We start from the raw sequence: 14,783 nt of genomic DNA on the forward strand, positions 1-14,783 counted from the left end.
GGCGGTCGGACGACACTTGCGACCATGCCGAGTCCGAACCCCGCACCGTCCGCCCCGTTCTCCGCCGAGCCACGCCAGACCTGGCGCATCCCCGACGACCGCCGGGTCCCCGCGCTCGAGCCCCTCGCCGAGGACGTCCGGCGACACCCACCCGTGACGATCCGCGAGACGCTCTGGGACAGCGAGGACCGGGTGCTGCAGGCCGAGGGCGTCGTGCTCACCAGGGCCGACGACGGGCAGTGGAGCGTCGACCGCGGCGACGGCCCGGAACGGGTGGCTCCCGACCGCGACCGGATGACCGCGGACGGAGACCCCGCCCCCCAGAGCCCGCCGCGCGACGCGGTCGAGGTGTTCCTGCGTGGGCGGCCGCTCCGTTCGGTGCTGGTGCGGGACACCACGACGACCCTCGTGACGCTGCGCGGGCGCGACGGCCGGGTCCGGGCCGAGGTCGCGGACGTCCGTGTCGACGACGGGGATCCTGATGCCGCGCTGCTCCGGTCGTCGCGGTGGTGGGCACTGACGGACGACGGTCGGGACGGCAGCATCGCGCGGGCCGCCGAACGAGCACTGTCCGACGCGGCGACCGAGCCGGGCGACGACGACGGGGTCACCGCGGCCGTGCCCCCGGCGACACCCCAACGCCGTGCTGGTCGGGCGAGACGACCGCGGGTCGGCACCGCTGCGGCCTTCGTGCTGCACGTGCTCGACGTGCTCCGAGCGGACCTCGTGGCGGTGGACCCACGGGTGCGGGCCGACGAGCACGAGTCCGTGCACGACCTGCGGAAGGTGCTCCGACGGCTGCGGAGCGTGCTCGCGGTGTTCCGGGGCGCGCTCGACCGTGACGCGACCGAGGATCTCCGGGCCGCGCTCGCCGAGACCGGACGGACCGCCGGGGTGGCACGGGACGCCGAGGTCCTGCACGCCGGGCTCTTCCGGTCGGCGGCACGAGCGCCCGAGGGGTACGTCGACGCCGCCACGCTCGACCGGATCGGCGACGAGGTGCGCGGGCAGCGGGAACGCGCTGCCGCCGGCCTCCGGCAGGCGCTGAGATCCGACGACTGGTTCCGGACCCTGGACGCGCTCGACGAACTCCTGCGGCGAGCGCCGACCGGCCCGCACGCCGAGGACGACGCCGTGACCTTCACGACGAAGCGGATCGTGCGGGAACGCGCTCGGGTCGGCCGGCTCCGAGACGGTCTCGGTGAGGACCTTGAGTCCCTGCACGAGGTCCGGAAGGCAGCACGACGGCTGCGGTACGCACTGCTCGCGGCCGGGGACCTGCCCGACATCGGGAAGCGACGCCTCGGCCGGCTCGAAGCGGTGCAGGAGACCCTCGGGGATGCGCTCGACGCCGCGCACGCCGCAGCCGCGTACCGCCGCCTCGCCGAGGCGGCTGCAGGTGACGGTGCGGACACGTTCGGCTACGGCGCACTCGCCACCGCCGAGCACGCGTGGCTCGAGCACGGCCTGCGGCGGTCGCGGAAGGTGCTCCGCCGCCTCTGAGAGAATCAGCTCGTGCCGCACTACCTCGAGGACCTCGCCGCCGGACAGACCTTCACGACGCCCGGACGGACCATCACCGAAGCGGACGTGATGTCGTTCGCCTCGTGGACGAACGACAACAACCAGGTCCACACCGACGTCGAGTTCGCCGGGAAGACCCGGTACGGGCAGCGGATCGTGCACGGGCTGCTCGGGACCTCGCTGTGCCTCGGGCTGATCGCGCGGACGGGCGTGTTCGAGGGGTCGGCGGTGGCACTGCTCGGGATCGACCAGTGGCGGTTCACCGAGCCGGTCTTCATCGGGGACACGGTGACGTGCGAGGTGGAGATCCTCTCGACCCGGCTGACGAGCTCCGGCATGACGGGGATCGTCGAGCGGACCGTCTCCCTGCGGAACCAGCGCGGGGCCGTCGTGCAGCAGGGCCGGATGGACGTCATGGTGCTGACCCGCGCGGCCGCGATCGGCTGAGGCAGCCGGCGGACCGCCCGACGGAGCGATCGACAGCCCGACGGCGGACCGCCCGACGGACCGATCGACAGCCCGACGGCGGACCGCCCGACGGCTCGACCGTGGCAATCGTTGCGACCCTCTTTACAACGATGTACCGCTCGCGGGAGCATGGGTGCATGAGCACGCTCGACGGCACCGTCGCCGCACCTGACACCGCTTCCGCACCAGCCCTCCCCCTCGCCTCGCGGCAGGACGGCTCGTACCCCCGCCCGCAGATGCTCCGCGCCTCGTGGGCGGACCTCGACGGCACGTGGTCGTTCCGCAACGACGGCGACGACACCGCCTGGCGCACCGGCTTCCCCGACGCGCGCGACATCGTCGTGCCGTTCCCGCCCGAGTCGGTCGCCTCGGGCATCGACGAGCCCGGCTTCCACCCCGTGGTCTGGTACTCCCGTACCCTCACCCGCGCTGACCTCGAGGCAGCCGGACACGGCACCGCGGCGCCCCGACTCGCGCTGCACTTCGGCGCCGTCGACTACCGCGCGAGCGTCTGGATCGACGGGCAGTTCATCGGCCAGCACGAGGGCGGCCACACGCCGTTCTCCTTCGACGTGACCGACGCCCTCGCCACCGACCCCGACCCCGACGCTGTCCACACCCTGGTCGTCCGCGCCGAGGACGACCCGCACGACCTGACCCAGCCCCGCGGCAAGCAGGACTGGCACGAGGACCCGCACGCCATCTGGTACCGCCGCACCACCGGCATCTGGCAGACCGTGTGGCTCGAAGCCGTGCCGACCGCCTCGATCGGGTACCTGCGCTGGACGAACATCGACCACGCCACGGTTCGCCTGACCGTCCGGATCGCCGGGCAGCGCAGCGGCGGCGAGCGTCTCCGCGTCGACGCACGGTGGGACGAGCGCGACGAGCACCTCGCCACGATCGAGTCCACGCTCGGCGACACGGCCGACGAGTTCGACGTCCTGGTGCCGATCGCCCGGCAGAGCAACGGCCAGGCCGAGGACGAACTGCACTGGACCCCGGACGCCCCGCGGCTGATCGACGCCTCGATCACGCTGCTCGGTGCCGACGGCGCTCCGGTCGACGCGGTCTCGAGCTACTTCGGGCTGCGCACGGTCGGCGTCGACGGCGGCACGTTCCTGCTCAACGGCCGCAGCCACGACGTCCGCAGCGTCCTGAACCAGGGGTACTGGCCGGACTCGCACATCGCAGCGCCCTCCCGCGAGGCCCTCCGCCGCGAGGTCGAACTCATCAAGGAACTCGGCTTCAACGCCGCCCGCAACCACCAGAAGATCGAGGACCCGCGGTTCCTGTACTGGGCCGACCGGCTCGGCATCCTGGTCTGGGGCGAGGCTCCCGGCGCCTACGCGTTCTCCCCCCGGGCCGTCCAGCGGCTGATGCGCGAGTGGATGGACGCCGTCGAGCGCGACGCCTCGCACCCGTCCATCGTCACGTGGGTTCCGGCGAACGAGAGCTGGGGCGTGCAGCACATCGCCACCGACCCGGCGCAGCAGGCCTACGCGCGCTCGCTGGCCGACGTCACGCGAGCGCTCGACCCGACGCGTCCGGTGATCTCGAACGACGGATGGGAGCACACGAACTCCGACATCGTCACGATCCACGACTACGAGGGCGACGGGCCACGACTCGCGGCGACCTACGCCGACGACACCGCACGGGCCGTCCTGCTCGGCGGCATCGGCCCGGCCGACCGGCGCATCCTGGTCGGTGGCGCACTCGACGAGGGCCAGCCCGTCATGCTCACGGAGTTCGGCGGCGTCAACTACCAGCCCGGTGTGCAGCGCGAGGACGGCTGGGGCTACACCTCGGCGAGCGACGGCGACGACTGGGTCGCCCGCATCACCGCCCTGTACGACGCGATCCGTGCGAGCTCGTTCCTGGCGGGCTCCTGCTACACGCAGCTCACCGACACGATGCAGGAGACGAACGGCCTGCTGAACGCCGACCGCTCCCCGAAGGTCCCGATCGAGCAGATCCGGCGCGCGGTCACCGGTCGCTAGCCGGGAGGCCCGCACTTCGTGAGCAGGAATGGTCGGGTCCGGCAGACGGACCCGACCATTGCTGCTCACGATCTGGGCAGGTCGGCGCGCGGCCCGGCGCGCGGTCGCCCGCCGGAGCGGGCACGGGCCCTGGTCTGGGAGGATCGGGCGGGTGACGAGCGTGGCGGAAGCGAGCCGGGCCTCCAGGCCAGGGGTACGGAACCTGCTGACCGGACCCAGCAGCGCCTGGACCGCGCCCCTGCTGATCTGGGCGGCCTCGCGCATCGTGAGCACACTGCTGCTCGCGACGGTGTTCGTCGTGGCGACGGCGAACGACTGGACGTTCGCGTCGTACCGGCGTGACCCGTCGTTCTTCACCTTCTCGGGGTCGTGGGACGCGTCGTTCTACCGGACCATCGCCGAACACGGGTACCCGACGACGCTGCCGCTCGACGGCGCCGGGCACGTCGCGCCGAACGCGTGGGCGTTCCTGCCGGTGTTCCCGGCGCTCGTGCGGGCGCTGATGGCCGTGACGGGCTCGTCGTTCTGGGTCGCCGGGGTGCTCGTCGCCTCGATCGCCGGCGCCGGCGCGTGCGTGCTGCTGTACCGCCTGGTCCTCGCCGTCGGGTGCTCGCACCGTGCGCGGTGGGCGACCGCACTGTTCGCCTTCGCGCCGACCGGCTTCCTGCTGCAGGTCGCGTACGCCGAGAGCCTGCTGCTCGTGCTGCTGTTCGGCGCGCTACTCGCCCTGGTGCGGCGGCGGTACTGGGCGATCGCGCCGCTCGGGGTGGTCGCGGCGTTCACGAAGCCCGGCGTGCTGGCGTTGGCGGTGGCCCTCGCGGTGCACCTGGTCGTGCGGTGGGTCGAATCGCGCCGATCTGACCGGCCCGCGGAGGTGTTCCCGTGGCGGGACCGGGTGGCGATCGTCGTGTCGGGGCTGATCGTGGCGGCAGCGGGACTCGCGTGGCCGGTGATCGCGTCGGCGGTGACCGGACGGCCGAACGCGTACCTCGACACCGAACTCTCCTGGTGGGTGGGGTTCGTCGGCCGGCAGCACTTCGCACCACTGACCCCGTGGTTCACGATGGCGTCGACGTGGCTCGGGCCGCTCGGGATCGTGCTCGTGGTGGCGGTGCTCGCCGGCGCGGTGTGGTTCTGGACCCGGCCGAGCGTGCGCGCCCTCGGCCCCGACCTGCTGGCGTTCACGGCGTCGTACGGGCTGTACCTCGTGGCGGTGTTCCTGCCGCAGCAGTCGTTGCCGCGACTGCTCATGCCGATGGCGCCGTTGCTCGGGTCGGACGTGTTCGTGCGGACGCGGCGGCGGGCGGTGGCGTGGCTGATCGTCGGGGTGTGCTCGCAGCCGGTGGCGATCGTGCTGCTCTGGTTCCTCGGGTACCCCTGAGCGGTGGGGTCCGGTGGGGGCCGGCGGGGGCCGGTGGGGGCCGGTGGGGCCGGCGGGCTGCCGAGGAGGTCGCCGCTGCGCGCCCTACGCGTCGAACGTGTGGAACCAGGCGGTACCGCCGGGGTGCTGCACCGTGATCATCTCGTCGAGGTCGCGGTACGGCCCGTCCTGGTTGTGACTCGCCGACTTGATGCGGATGGTGCCGTCGGACTCCGTGAAGACCTCGGACACGATGGTGGTGTGGTCCGGGGAACCGTTCGCGTTCCAGTCGTAGAACACGATGTCGCCGACCTTGACCTCGTCGCGCTCGTCCGACGTGCGCTTGGTCAGCCCGAACTCCGCCGCGTTGGTCTCGAGCCACGGGTCCATCGTCGGGCAGTACGTCCACGTCGCACTGTGCTCGGCACCAGCGGAGCGGTTGTACCAGTCGGACCGCTGCTCCCAGCCCCTGGCGATGAGGGTCTGGCTGACGTAGTTCGCGCAGTCCCCACCGATCGGGTTCATGGTGCCGTACTCGGACAGGTTGTAGTCCTTCCAGTACCGCATCGCGTAGGCCAGCTGCCGGTCGACGTCGGTGAGCGCCGCGTACGCGAGGCTCGTGCTCGCCACGGCTGCCGAGGCCGACGGCGTCGGTGCCGCGGTGGGCGTCGGCGAGGCGGTCGCGGAGTCCTGCGTGGCACCGCTCTGCCCGTCGTTCGCGGCACTGCCGTTGCCGTCGGAGGACTGGTTCGCCGAGGCCGTCGGCTCGATGGACTCGGTGAACAGCGCGACGTCGGCGTCACCAGCGGTGTACATCGCCTGGTGCGGCGCGGTGAACGTCACCTTCGCCGCGGTCGCCTTGACGTCGCGCGCAGCGATCCCGCCGACGGTGACGCCCTTGACGGCTGCGAGGCCGGTCCCCGTGACGGTGACGGTGACACCGCCGGCGAGCGGGACCTGTGCGGGGCTCAGGGACTTCGCGACGGGCTTCGCCGAGGGCGTCGACGCTGCCCCGCCACCGTCGTTGCTGCCGCCGTTGCTGCCGCCCTTGTCGCTGGCACCCTTCTCATTGCCGGACGAGCACGCGGCGACCGCGAGCCCGATCCCGGCGACACCGGCGAGGGACAGGAGTGCGCGGCGGTTCATCGAGGCAGTCATGACACATTCAGCGTAGGCGACACACCTGACGTTCCGACACGGCATGATCGTCACCGGGGGCGAGCGTCCTCCGTGTCTGACCGGACACGTTCGAGAGGATCAGCAGACCATGCCAGAGAGCCACGACTTCTTCGTCGCCACCGACCCCGAGACGGCCCGCGCCCAGGTGCGCGATGCCCTCACCCGCGAGGGCTACGCCGTGGAGGACGCCGAGCAGGGCGCGCTCCGTGCGACCCGCGGGAGCCTGGGCCTGACCCTGCTGATCGGCGGGCTGGCGAACGCCCGCACCTTCCACACGCGTCTCGACGTGCAGATCATGGTGACGCCGGACGGTCGCACCGTCGCGCGCCTGCTGCGCGGTTCCGGCAAGTCGGCGCTCAAGGGCGGTGCGCTCGGGGTCTCCAAGGGCAACCGAGCATTCGAGGAGGCCGCGAACGCCATCCACTCCACCTTCGTGCAGGCGGGCGTCCTGACGGACAGCTTCGCGAGCTGACGGCTCGCGTGACCGGCCCGCGGTGGACGCGGCCGGTGACGGACTGGAGGCGCGGTGCCAGCTGGCACCGCGCCTCCAGTCCGTCAGGGGGTCACGCGCTCGGTCCCCACGCGCCTTCCGACAGGACACGAGACGATCGCCTCGTGGATCGTCGCGGAGGGCGTGCTTGCGTCAAGAGCAGGACCAGTTGAGGTCTATCTCCGTCGAGCCGTACGGCGTCTTGTACTGCGTCATCGCGATCGGGCCGCCGAGGAGACGCGCACCGGAGCACGCGGCCTGCGCCTGGTCGAGGCGGCCGTCGCCGATCGCGATCCAGCTCGGCAGGGTGGTCTTGCGGAGGGTGCTCGTCGCGGGGACCGTCCCGACGATGGTGCGGAACTGGTACGCGGTCGAGTAGACGCCGACCTGCGTGACGCCGGAGTCCTGGAGCGCCGCGAGCATGCCCTCGAGCGCGGCGAGGTTCTGCGTGGTGTCGCTCAGGTGGGAGAGGCCGGTCTCGACGTCGAGCCACCAGCGGTACTGGCCGGGGTTCGTGACTCCGCGGCTCATCGCGTCGTCGTACGCACGCGCGTACCCGTACATGAACGAGCAGGCCCGGGTGGTCGCGGGCTTGCCGCTCACGGCCGCGCACGTGCCGTAGGTGTTGCGCGTCACGGTGTGCCCGGCCGGGTAGACGTTCGAGGTCGGCCACACCGAGGCAGCCGCTGCACCCGGGTTGGCGAACAGTGCGTACACCTGCGTCTTCGCCTGTGCCGTCCCGCCTGCTGAGGCGGCCGCCCACGTCAGCTGCTGCTGCAGGCACGGGTTCGTGGTGTTGCCGAGACTCGAGTTCACCCCGACGATCCCGAAGGACTGGTCGGTCGGCACGCTCTTGCCGCACTGCGGGTACGAGACGTCGACCCCGGTACCCGAGCCGGTCGACCCGTCGATGAAGTACCCGACGACGTCGATGTACACCGTGGCGCTCCCGGCGGACACCTTCGCCTGCACCTGCCCACCGGCGGCGAGCGGCGCGATGAGGGCGTTGCCGATGGTCTGGTTCTTCGCGTAGATCTGCGTGGGCACACTCGAGGCCAGCCCGGCACCGACGACGCGGAGCGATCCGCCGACGCTGCCCTTGCCGACCTTGGCGTTGATCACCGCTGCCTTGGCGTTCCGCGGGACCCCGGCGGTGCCGGCGACGGTGACCTTCTTCGCGGTGGTGCCCGTCGCGATCGTGGCCGCCCGGACGGGGTGCGTGGAGACGAACACCGAGCCGGTGGTGCTCGGCGAGTAGTACCCGACGACGTCGGCGAGGACGCGCGCGGAACCGGTGGAGACCAGGAACTGGACGGCCCCGCTGGTCAGCTTCACCGTGGTGGTGTTCGCGACCGTGGTGCCCTTGGTGTACATGAGCGAGACGACACCCGCGTTGTTGCCGCTCGGCGTGACGCGCAGCCGGCCGCTGGTCGCCGGTCGGGAGACGTCGGTCTGCAGCACGACCGCGGTGGCGTTCCCCGGCACACCGGCCTTGCCCGCGACGGTGACCTTCTTCGCCGCGGTCGACACCGTGCCGTTGAGGACGTTCGTCGGCGCGAGCGGCGTGTACGTCGAACCGGTGGCGCTGGTGCCGTACCAGCCCGCGACGTCGAGCGAGAGGGTCGCCTTGCCGGCGGAGACCTTGACCTGCGCCTTGCCGCTCGTCAGCCCGACGGTGGTGGTGCCGGAGATCGGCTGGCCCTTCGCGAAGTTCTGGATCGCGGGGCTCGCGGTGCTGCCGGCCGGAGCGACGCTGACGTACCCGGCGGCGGTCGGAGCGTTCACGGTGGCGGTGAGGACCACGGCGGTGGCCGTCGACGGGATGCCGTTCCGGCCGCCGAGCGTGACGGTGGTCAGCTTGCTCGTCGCGGTGCCGGACCAGGCCCGCGCGGGCGCCACGGGCGTGAACCGTCCGGTGGTCGGCGCAGCCGCGGAGGCCGGCGACACCGGCCCGACCACGAGGAGCCCGGCAGCGACGGCGAGCACCGTCCCGATCGATGCGATGGTGGTCTTGATCCGCACGTGCTCCCCCTCGTCCACGCGCCTGATCGACGCACCGGGAGTCTAGGACGGTGCGGCGTGCAACACACCACCCCTGTTCGTGAACTGTGTCCGACGGACCACAGTGCGCAGCCTGTGGAGGAAAGGCCGTGGCGGAGAGGCCGCGGCGGACGGGCCGTGGAAAGCAGAACGGCCCGGAACCGATGGTTCCGAGCCGTTGCGGTACTGCGTGTTTCGGTACTGCTTGTTTCTGAACTGGTGGAGCTAAGGGGATTCGAACCCCTGACCTTCTCATTGCGAACGAGACGCGCTACCAACTGCGCCATAGCCCCAAGTGCTCGACAACACTAACACCTCGGGTCCGTCGATCCGAAATCGCCGGAGGCCCTCCGGGCGTGCCGCCGATCAGACCGCGCGGCGGCGACGCATGATCGCGTCGAGGTCGGCCTGCTGGTACGCGTCGTCGTCGAGGACGCCCATGCCCGCCCACTTGCTCGGCGGAGCGGGCGGAGCCGACGCAGCGGGCCCAGCGGGTCCAGCGGGTCCAGCGGGTCCAGCGACCGATGCACTCGGAGCGGCTGGTGCATCCGACGCCTCGACGAGCTCCGGCACGGCAGGCGCCCGCAGCCCCAGTCGCTCCGCCAACCGCCCCTGGTCGTGGGCGGAGAGCGACGCAGCGGCCTCCTCGAGCTCGGGACGCATCCGGGACACCCGCGCCAGCGACGGGTCGACCTCGGCCGCACGGATCGCCGCAGCTTCCGCCTCGGCCTCCGCCTTGGCGGCCGCTACGCGCTCCTTGAGTCGTGCAGCGAGCTCCGCGGACGACTCGGGCGATGCCGCAGGAGCCGCGGGACGCTCGACGTACAGCGGCTTCGGCACCCGGTTCGGGGTCCAGCTGCGGTCCTCCGCGGGCTCGGCAGGCTGTTCGGTGGACAGCGGCGGCGCCGGGTCCGTCCACGTGGTCGCCGGCCGGGAGGCACGGGTCGCGCCCGTCTCGGACGCTGCGGTGCGCGCCTTCCGCGCCGTCGCGACCTGGTGCAGCTGTGCGAGGACCGCTGCGGATCCACCCGCGGCGACGAGACCGGCCACGCCGACGAGCCACAGGGCGGGGGCGGTCACGAAGACGACGACCGCGACGACGACGCCGAGCGCCCCGAAGGACGTCGCGCCGAGCCGCGACCGACGCATGCGCATCGCGGTGAGCGCCGGTACCGATGACGCGCGCTCGAGGACGGGTGCCTGCTCGGCGAGCCGACGGGTGATCTCCCGCTGGCGGGCGGCCTCGTGGGCACGGACGATGGCGGTGCGCTTGGCCTCTGCGCTCCGAGCGACCCGCTGCGCCTGGGCGAGGGACTTCGCGTTCATCTCGACGCGCACCTCGTCCGGCAGTTCAGCGGTCTGCGCGAGGATCCGGAGGGTCTGCTGCAGCCGGATGGCGTTCCGCTCGGTCGCGAGGTACTGCCGGCGAGCGGCCCACGAGGGCATCAGGTAGACGAGCCAGAGCACGGCCGCGATGAGCAGGACGATGCCGCCGCCCCACGAGCCGATTCCTGCCATGGGGACACGGTAGGGGTGGGCGTTCCCCGGTCCCGTGATTGCGGGACGCGTGTTGCGCGTGTCGTGGCGGAATCAGATCCGGGGCGTCGTGTGGATCGGCAGTGCTGCTTCGTCCCGCGCGGCGAGCGGCACGCTGCCGACGCCGGGTGGGACCTGCCCGCGGACCCAGCGCTCGAGGACGCCCTCGCGCACCTCCTCCGCGACGAGTGCGAAGCAGAAGTGGTCGCGCCAGTCCCCGTTGATGTGGATGTACCGGCGGCGGAGTCCCTCGTACCGGAAGCCGAGCTTCTCGACGACGCGCAGGCTCGGGGCGTTCTCGGGCCGGATGCAGATCTCGATCCGGTGGACGCCGACCGCGCGGAAGCAGTGGTCGACGGCGAGGGCGACCGAGATCGGGGTGACGTTGTGTCCGGCGGCGTCCTCGACGACCCAGTAGCCGATGGAGGCGCTGGCGAGCGAGCCGTACGTGATGCCGGACACGTTGAGCTGGCCGACGAAGCGGCCGTCGAGCTCCATCGCGAACGGGAGTCCGAGCCCCGCGCGGGCGTTGGCCTGGAGCGCGCGGATGCTGCCGCGGACGTCGGAGGAGACGTGTCCGGAGGGGTTCGTGGCCTCCCAGGTGCGCAGCCACGACCGGTTGGAGGCGAGCGCGATGTCGAGGTCGCGCGTGTCACGGAGCCGGAGGGGGCGGATGGTGACCCGCCCGTGGGACAGGGTCGGGATCGTCGTCATCGTCTGGTTCCTCCGGGGGTCCCGCCGCTGTGCGGGACGGGGTGTCCCGCCCGGGTCCGCGTGCACGGGACCCGGGCGGGATGGCCGACTCATTCGCCCGCGTTGAACTCCTTCAGCCACGACTTGAGGTCGGGGCCGAGGTCATCGCGGTCCGAGGCGAGCTGCACGATCGCCTTGATGTAGTCGAGTTTGTCACCGGTGTCGTAACGGCGTCCACGGAACACGACGCCGTACACGCCGCCGGTCCACTCCTCGGCGCTCGCCATCTTCATGAGCGCGTCGGTGAGCTGGATCTCCCCGCCCTTGCCCGGCTCCTGCTTCTCGAGGACGTCGAAGACCTCGGGGCGGATGACGTAGCGGCCGATGATGGCCAGGTTCGAGGGCGCCTCGCCCTGCGGGGGCTTCTCGACGAGCCCTGTGATCTTCACGACGTCGTCGGTGTCGGTCGGCTCGACGGTCGCGATGCCGTAGAGGTGGGTCTGCGACTCGGGGACCTCGAGGAGGGCGACGATGGTGGCGTTCTTCTCGCCCTGGACCTCGATCATGCGCTTGAGCAGCGGGTCGCGTGCGTCGATGATGTCGTCACCGAGGAGCACGGCGAACGGCTCGCGGCCGACGTGCATCTTCGCGCGGAGCACCGCGTGGCCGAGGCCGAGCGGATCGCCCTGTCGCACGTAGTGCATGTCGGCGAGGTCCGTCGACTGGTTCACCTTCTGCAGCTTCTCGTGGTCGCCCTTCTTCTTGAGGGTCTCCTCGAGCTCGGACACGTGGTCGAAGTGGTTCTCGAGTGCGTTCTTGTTGCGCCCCGTGATCATGAGCACGTCGGTCAGTCCGGCGCCGACGGCCTCTTCCACCACGTACTGGATGGCTGGCTTGTCGACGACGGGGAGCATCTCCTTCGGCATCGCCTTGGTCGCGGGGAGGAAGCGAGTGCCCAGCCCTGCAGCTGGGATCACCGCCTTGGAAATCTGGAAGCCCATGCCCAGACCGTATCCGATCCCCCTTTCGAGGGCATGTCATCGATACGGAGGACAAGGCAACGGCGCGTTTCCCGGCGGGAAGCCGCAACGGCCCGATCGGTAGACTCCTCGGCATGATCGCCGATCTCGGGAACGAGAAGCGCGCCCTGCGAGCCGAGCTCCGGCAGCGGCGGCGCACCCGGACCACGACGGAACGCGACGCGGACAGCGCGGCACTCACGGGCACCCTGCAGCGCTTCGTCGAGGAGCGTCAGGTGGCCTCCATCGCGCTGTACCTGTCGGCACCCGACGAGCCGAACGTCCGTCCGTTCCTGAACTGGGCGTTGGAGCAGGGCATCCGCGTGCTGCTGCCCGTCACCCGCGAGGACGGCCTGCTCGACTGGGCGGTCGGCGACGGCGAGAGCGAGACCGAGGGGATCTTCGGGATGCCCGAGGTCGTCGGCGAGGTCCTGTCCCCGCTCGCGATCAACGACGTCGACGCGATCCTCGCCCCTGCCGCCGCGGTCGGGCACGACGGGGTCCGGATGGGCTGGGGCCGGGGGTACTACGACAAGACCCTCGGGTCCATGGCGAACCGTCCGGCCGTCTATGCTGTGATCTTCGACGCGGAGTACCTCGACGAGGTCCCGCGCGAACCCCACGACGAACCCGTGGACGGCATCATCACGCCGTCGCGCATCATCACGTTCCGGAGCTGACGTGCCCACCTACTCGTACCGCTGCACCGAGTGCGACACCGCGTTCGACATCAAGCAGTCGTTCTCCGACGCCACGCTCACCGAGTGCCCGACGTGCGGCGGTGTCCTCCGCAAGGTCTTCTCGCCGGTCGGTGTGACGTTCAACGGCGGCGGCTTCTACCGCACGGACTCCCGCCCGGCCCCGAAGTCCGAGGGCTCGTCGAGCACGCCGGCCAAGTCGGAGCCGAAGTCCACCCCCGCGAAGTCCGAGTCGAAGCCGAGCTCCTCGAAGCCCGCGGCGTCCTGACCCGGGCAACTCCTCGCCGATAGGTTGGGACCGTCGCCGTCCGGCGGCCGTCCTCGACCCGGAAGGAGTCCCGTGAAGGGATTCAAGGAGTTCCTGCTCCGTGGCAACGTCATCGACCTGGCCGTCGCAGTCGTCATCGGTGCTGCGTTCACTGCGATCGTCACGGTGATCGTGAACGCGCTCATCAACCCCCTGATCGGCGCCGTGTTCAACGCGTCGAGTCTCGACAAGGCGCTCGTCGTCCACATCCCGACTGTGTCCGGTGGCGACGCGAAACTCATGTTCGGCGCGATCATCGGCGCCGTGCTCAACTTCGTCATCGTTGCCGCCGTCGTGTACTTCGCGCTCGTCGTACCGGTGAACCACCTCAAGAAGGTGGCGTTCGACCGCGTCAAGAACGACGTCGAGCAGACCCCGCAGGACGTCCCGCCGACCGACGTCGAGGTGCTGCTCGAGATCCGCGACCTGCTCCGCTCCCAGAACGGTGTCTCCACGAGCACGGGGACCGGCGCGCACATCGCTCCGAACACCGCGCCCGAGGGCCCCGGCATCGGCGGCTCGACGAAGCTCTAGCAGGGTCGTTCCCGCCGACGGAGCCGCGATCGCGCCCCTCCACGGCCATCGCGCCCCGACTCTTCGGGGCGCGATGCCCGTTCGGGGGCGCGATCGTGCACTACCGGCGCTACCGGCGCAGCCGGCGCAGCCGGCGCAGCGGGCAGACCGTCAGGCGACGGGAACGCGGCGGCGCTTCGCGACCATCGCCACGGCGTACTGCGCACCGGCGAGGACGTGTCCCGCGGTACCGAGGTACACGAACACCAGGGCGACGACGCGCACCCACGGGGCGTTCTCGTCGACGGCGTGCACGGCCGAGAACAGCAGCACCGGCAAGCCCACGAAGAGCAGCGCGGAGCGGATCTTGCCCGTCCACGTGACGTCGAGGTCCGGGTTGCCGTGGAACAGCACACTCGAGAGCACGAGCAGCACCAGGTCGACGAACACCACGACCGCGACGACCCACCAGGGCAGCAGCCCGGTGAGCACGAGCGACAGCACGATCGCGATGATCGCCAGCCGGTCGGCGAGCGGGTCGAGGGCCTTGCCGAGCTTCGAGGTCTGGTTGAACTTCCGCGCGATGAACCCGTCGGCCCAGTCACTCACGCCGAGGACCACGAGTGCGACGAGCGCCCAACCCGGGTGGCCAGCCACGACGAGGCCCACGAACACCGGGATCAGCAGGAACCGGAACAGCGTGATCAGGTTCGGCCAGGTCTGCCAGTCGGGGCGCTGCCGCGCGGAGTCAGTCATCAGAGGCCAGGCTACCCGCTACCAGTGGGGCGGGACGTCGCGCCGGAGCTGGTCGTCGTTCTCGCCGTCGCGGTGCCGGGCCGGTTCCGGGACTGGCGCGGGGTCGTAGCCCGGCACCGGCTGGGTGGTGACGCGTCTGCGGGGCCGCACCGGGCCTCCCGGCTGGTCGTCCGTGTCGCGTTCCGGAGACGCTGATC

At 71.3% G+C, this 14,783-nt stretch carries 14 protein-coding genes and 1 tRNA gene; 8 read left to right on the forward strand and 7 right to left on the reverse strand.

Features of this window, described 5'->3' with window-relative positions; all coding sequences use genetic code 11:
- The first annotated feature begins 24 nt into the window (after positions 1–24).
- The 4 genes from EDF19_RS05590 (at position 25) to EDF19_RS05605 (ending at position 5,376) form a co-directional block, all read left to right on the forward strand.
- The gene (locus tag EDF19_RS05590) at positions 25–1,503 is read left to right on the forward strand and encodes a CHAD domain-containing protein (RefSeq protein WP_123679977.1); all 1,479 of its coding nucleotides are present in this window, start codon (positions 25–27) and stop codon (positions 1,501–1,503) included.
- A 12-nt stretch (positions 1,504–1,515) separates the two neighbouring features.
- On the forward strand, positions 1,516–1,971 hold the full coding sequence (locus EDF19_RS05595) for a MaoC/PaaZ C-terminal domain-containing protein (RefSeq protein WP_123679978.1): 456 nt from the start codon (positions 1,516–1,518) through the stop codon (positions 1,969–1,971).
- A gap of 158 nt (positions 1,972–2,129) precedes the next feature.
- A complete protein-coding gene (locus EDF19_RS05600; RefSeq protein ID WP_123679979.1) occupies positions 2,130–3,995 on the forward strand; it encodes a glycoside hydrolase family 2 TIM barrel-domain containing protein in 1,866 nt (621 codons plus the stop codon).
- A gap of 151 nt (positions 3,996–4,146) precedes the next feature.
- Positions 4,147–5,376: a hypothetical protein gene (locus EDF19_RS05605; RefSeq protein WP_185022706.1), complete on the forward strand. Its 1,230-nt coding sequence runs from the start codon at positions 4,147–4,149 to the stop codon at positions 5,374–5,376.
- 84 nt (positions 5,377–5,460) lie between these two features.
- On the opposite strand, the gene EDF19_RS19060 is transcribed toward EDF19_RS05605, so the two are convergent.
- Entirely contained in the window at positions 5,461–6,513 is a 1,053-nt protein-coding gene (locus tag EDF19_RS19060) for an amidase domain-containing protein (protein WP_260216970.1), read from the reverse strand.
- A 109-nt stretch (positions 6,514–6,622) separates the two neighbouring features.
- Here EDF19_RS19060 and EDF19_RS05620 point away from each other — a divergent pair, with 109 nt between their 5' ends.
- Complete coding sequence (locus EDF19_RS05620) at positions 6,623–7,006, forward strand: hypothetical protein (protein WP_123679980.1); 384 nt, start codon at positions 6,623–6,625, stop codon at positions 7,004–7,006.
- Positions 7,007–7,177: 171 nt separating this feature from the next.
- Here EDF19_RS05620 and EDF19_RS05625 read toward each other — a convergent pair whose 3' ends face one another.
- The 5 genes from EDF19_RS05625 to galU form a co-directional block, all read right to left on the reverse strand.
- The gene (locus EDF19_RS05625) at positions 7,178–9,046 is read right to left on the reverse strand and encodes a hypothetical protein (RefSeq protein ID WP_148071038.1); all 1,869 of its coding nucleotides are present in this window, start codon (positions 9,044–9,046) and stop codon (positions 7,178–7,180) included.
- Positions 9,047–9,281: 235 nt separating this feature from the next.
- A tRNA-Ala gene (locus tag EDF19_RS05630) sits at positions 9,282–9,357 on the reverse strand.
- Between the two features lie 73 nt (positions 9,358–9,430).
- Positions 9,431–10,582 (reverse strand): hypothetical protein, encoded by a 1,152-nt coding sequence (locus EDF19_RS05635; RefSeq protein WP_123679982.1) that lies wholly within the window; start codon positions 10,580–10,582, stop codon positions 9,431–9,433.
- A gap of 72 nt (positions 10,583–10,654) precedes the next feature.
- Positions 10,655–11,314, reverse strand: coding sequence for a GNAT family N-acetyltransferase (locus EDF19_RS05640; RefSeq protein WP_123679983.1), 660 nt, complete (start codon positions 11,312–11,314; stop codon positions 10,655–10,657).
- An 89-nt stretch (positions 11,315–11,403) separates the two neighbouring features.
- On the reverse strand, positions 11,404–12,294 hold the full coding sequence (gene galU / locus EDF19_RS05645) for a UTP--glucose-1-phosphate uridylyltransferase GalU (protein WP_123312114.1): 891 nt from the start codon (positions 12,292–12,294) through the stop codon (positions 11,404–11,406).
- Positions 12,295–12,407: 113 nt separating this feature from the next.
- Between galU and EDF19_RS05650 the strand changes: the two genes are divergently transcribed.
- The 3 genes from EDF19_RS05650 to mscL all read left to right on the forward strand — a co-directional run bounded on the left by EDF19_RS05650 (position 12,408) and on the right by mscL (position 13,851).
- Complete coding sequence (locus tag EDF19_RS05650; protein WP_123679984.1) at positions 12,408–12,992, forward strand: 5-formyltetrahydrofolate cyclo-ligase; 585 nt, start codon at positions 12,408–12,410, stop codon at positions 12,990–12,992.
- 1 nt (position 12,993) lies between these two features.
- Positions 12,994–13,278 carry an FmdB family zinc ribbon protein gene (locus EDF19_RS05655; RefSeq protein WP_123679985.1) on the forward strand — a complete coding sequence of 95 codons (285 nt, stop codon included), beginning with the start codon at positions 12,994–12,996 and terminating at the stop codon, positions 13,276–13,278.
- Positions 13,279–13,350: 72 nt separating this feature from the next.
- Positions 13,351–13,851, forward strand: a complete 501-nt coding sequence (gene mscL / locus EDF19_RS05660) for a large conductance mechanosensitive channel protein MscL (protein ID WP_123679986.1) — start codon at positions 13,351–13,353, stop codon at positions 13,849–13,851.
- Positions 13,852–14,001: 150 nt separating this feature from the next.
- On the opposite strand, the gene EDF19_RS05665 is transcribed toward mscL, so the two are convergent.
- Complete coding sequence (locus tag EDF19_RS05665) at positions 14,002–14,586, reverse strand: CDP-alcohol phosphatidyltransferase family protein (protein ID WP_123679987.1); 585 nt, start codon at positions 14,584–14,586, stop codon at positions 14,002–14,004.
- Positions 14,587–14,783 lie beyond the last annotated feature (197 nt).

It is taken from the genome of Curtobacterium sp. PhB115, assembly GCF_003752025.1.
Taxonomy (GTDB): domain Bacteria; phylum Actinomycetota; class Actinomycetes; order Actinomycetales; family Microbacteriaceae; genus Curtobacterium.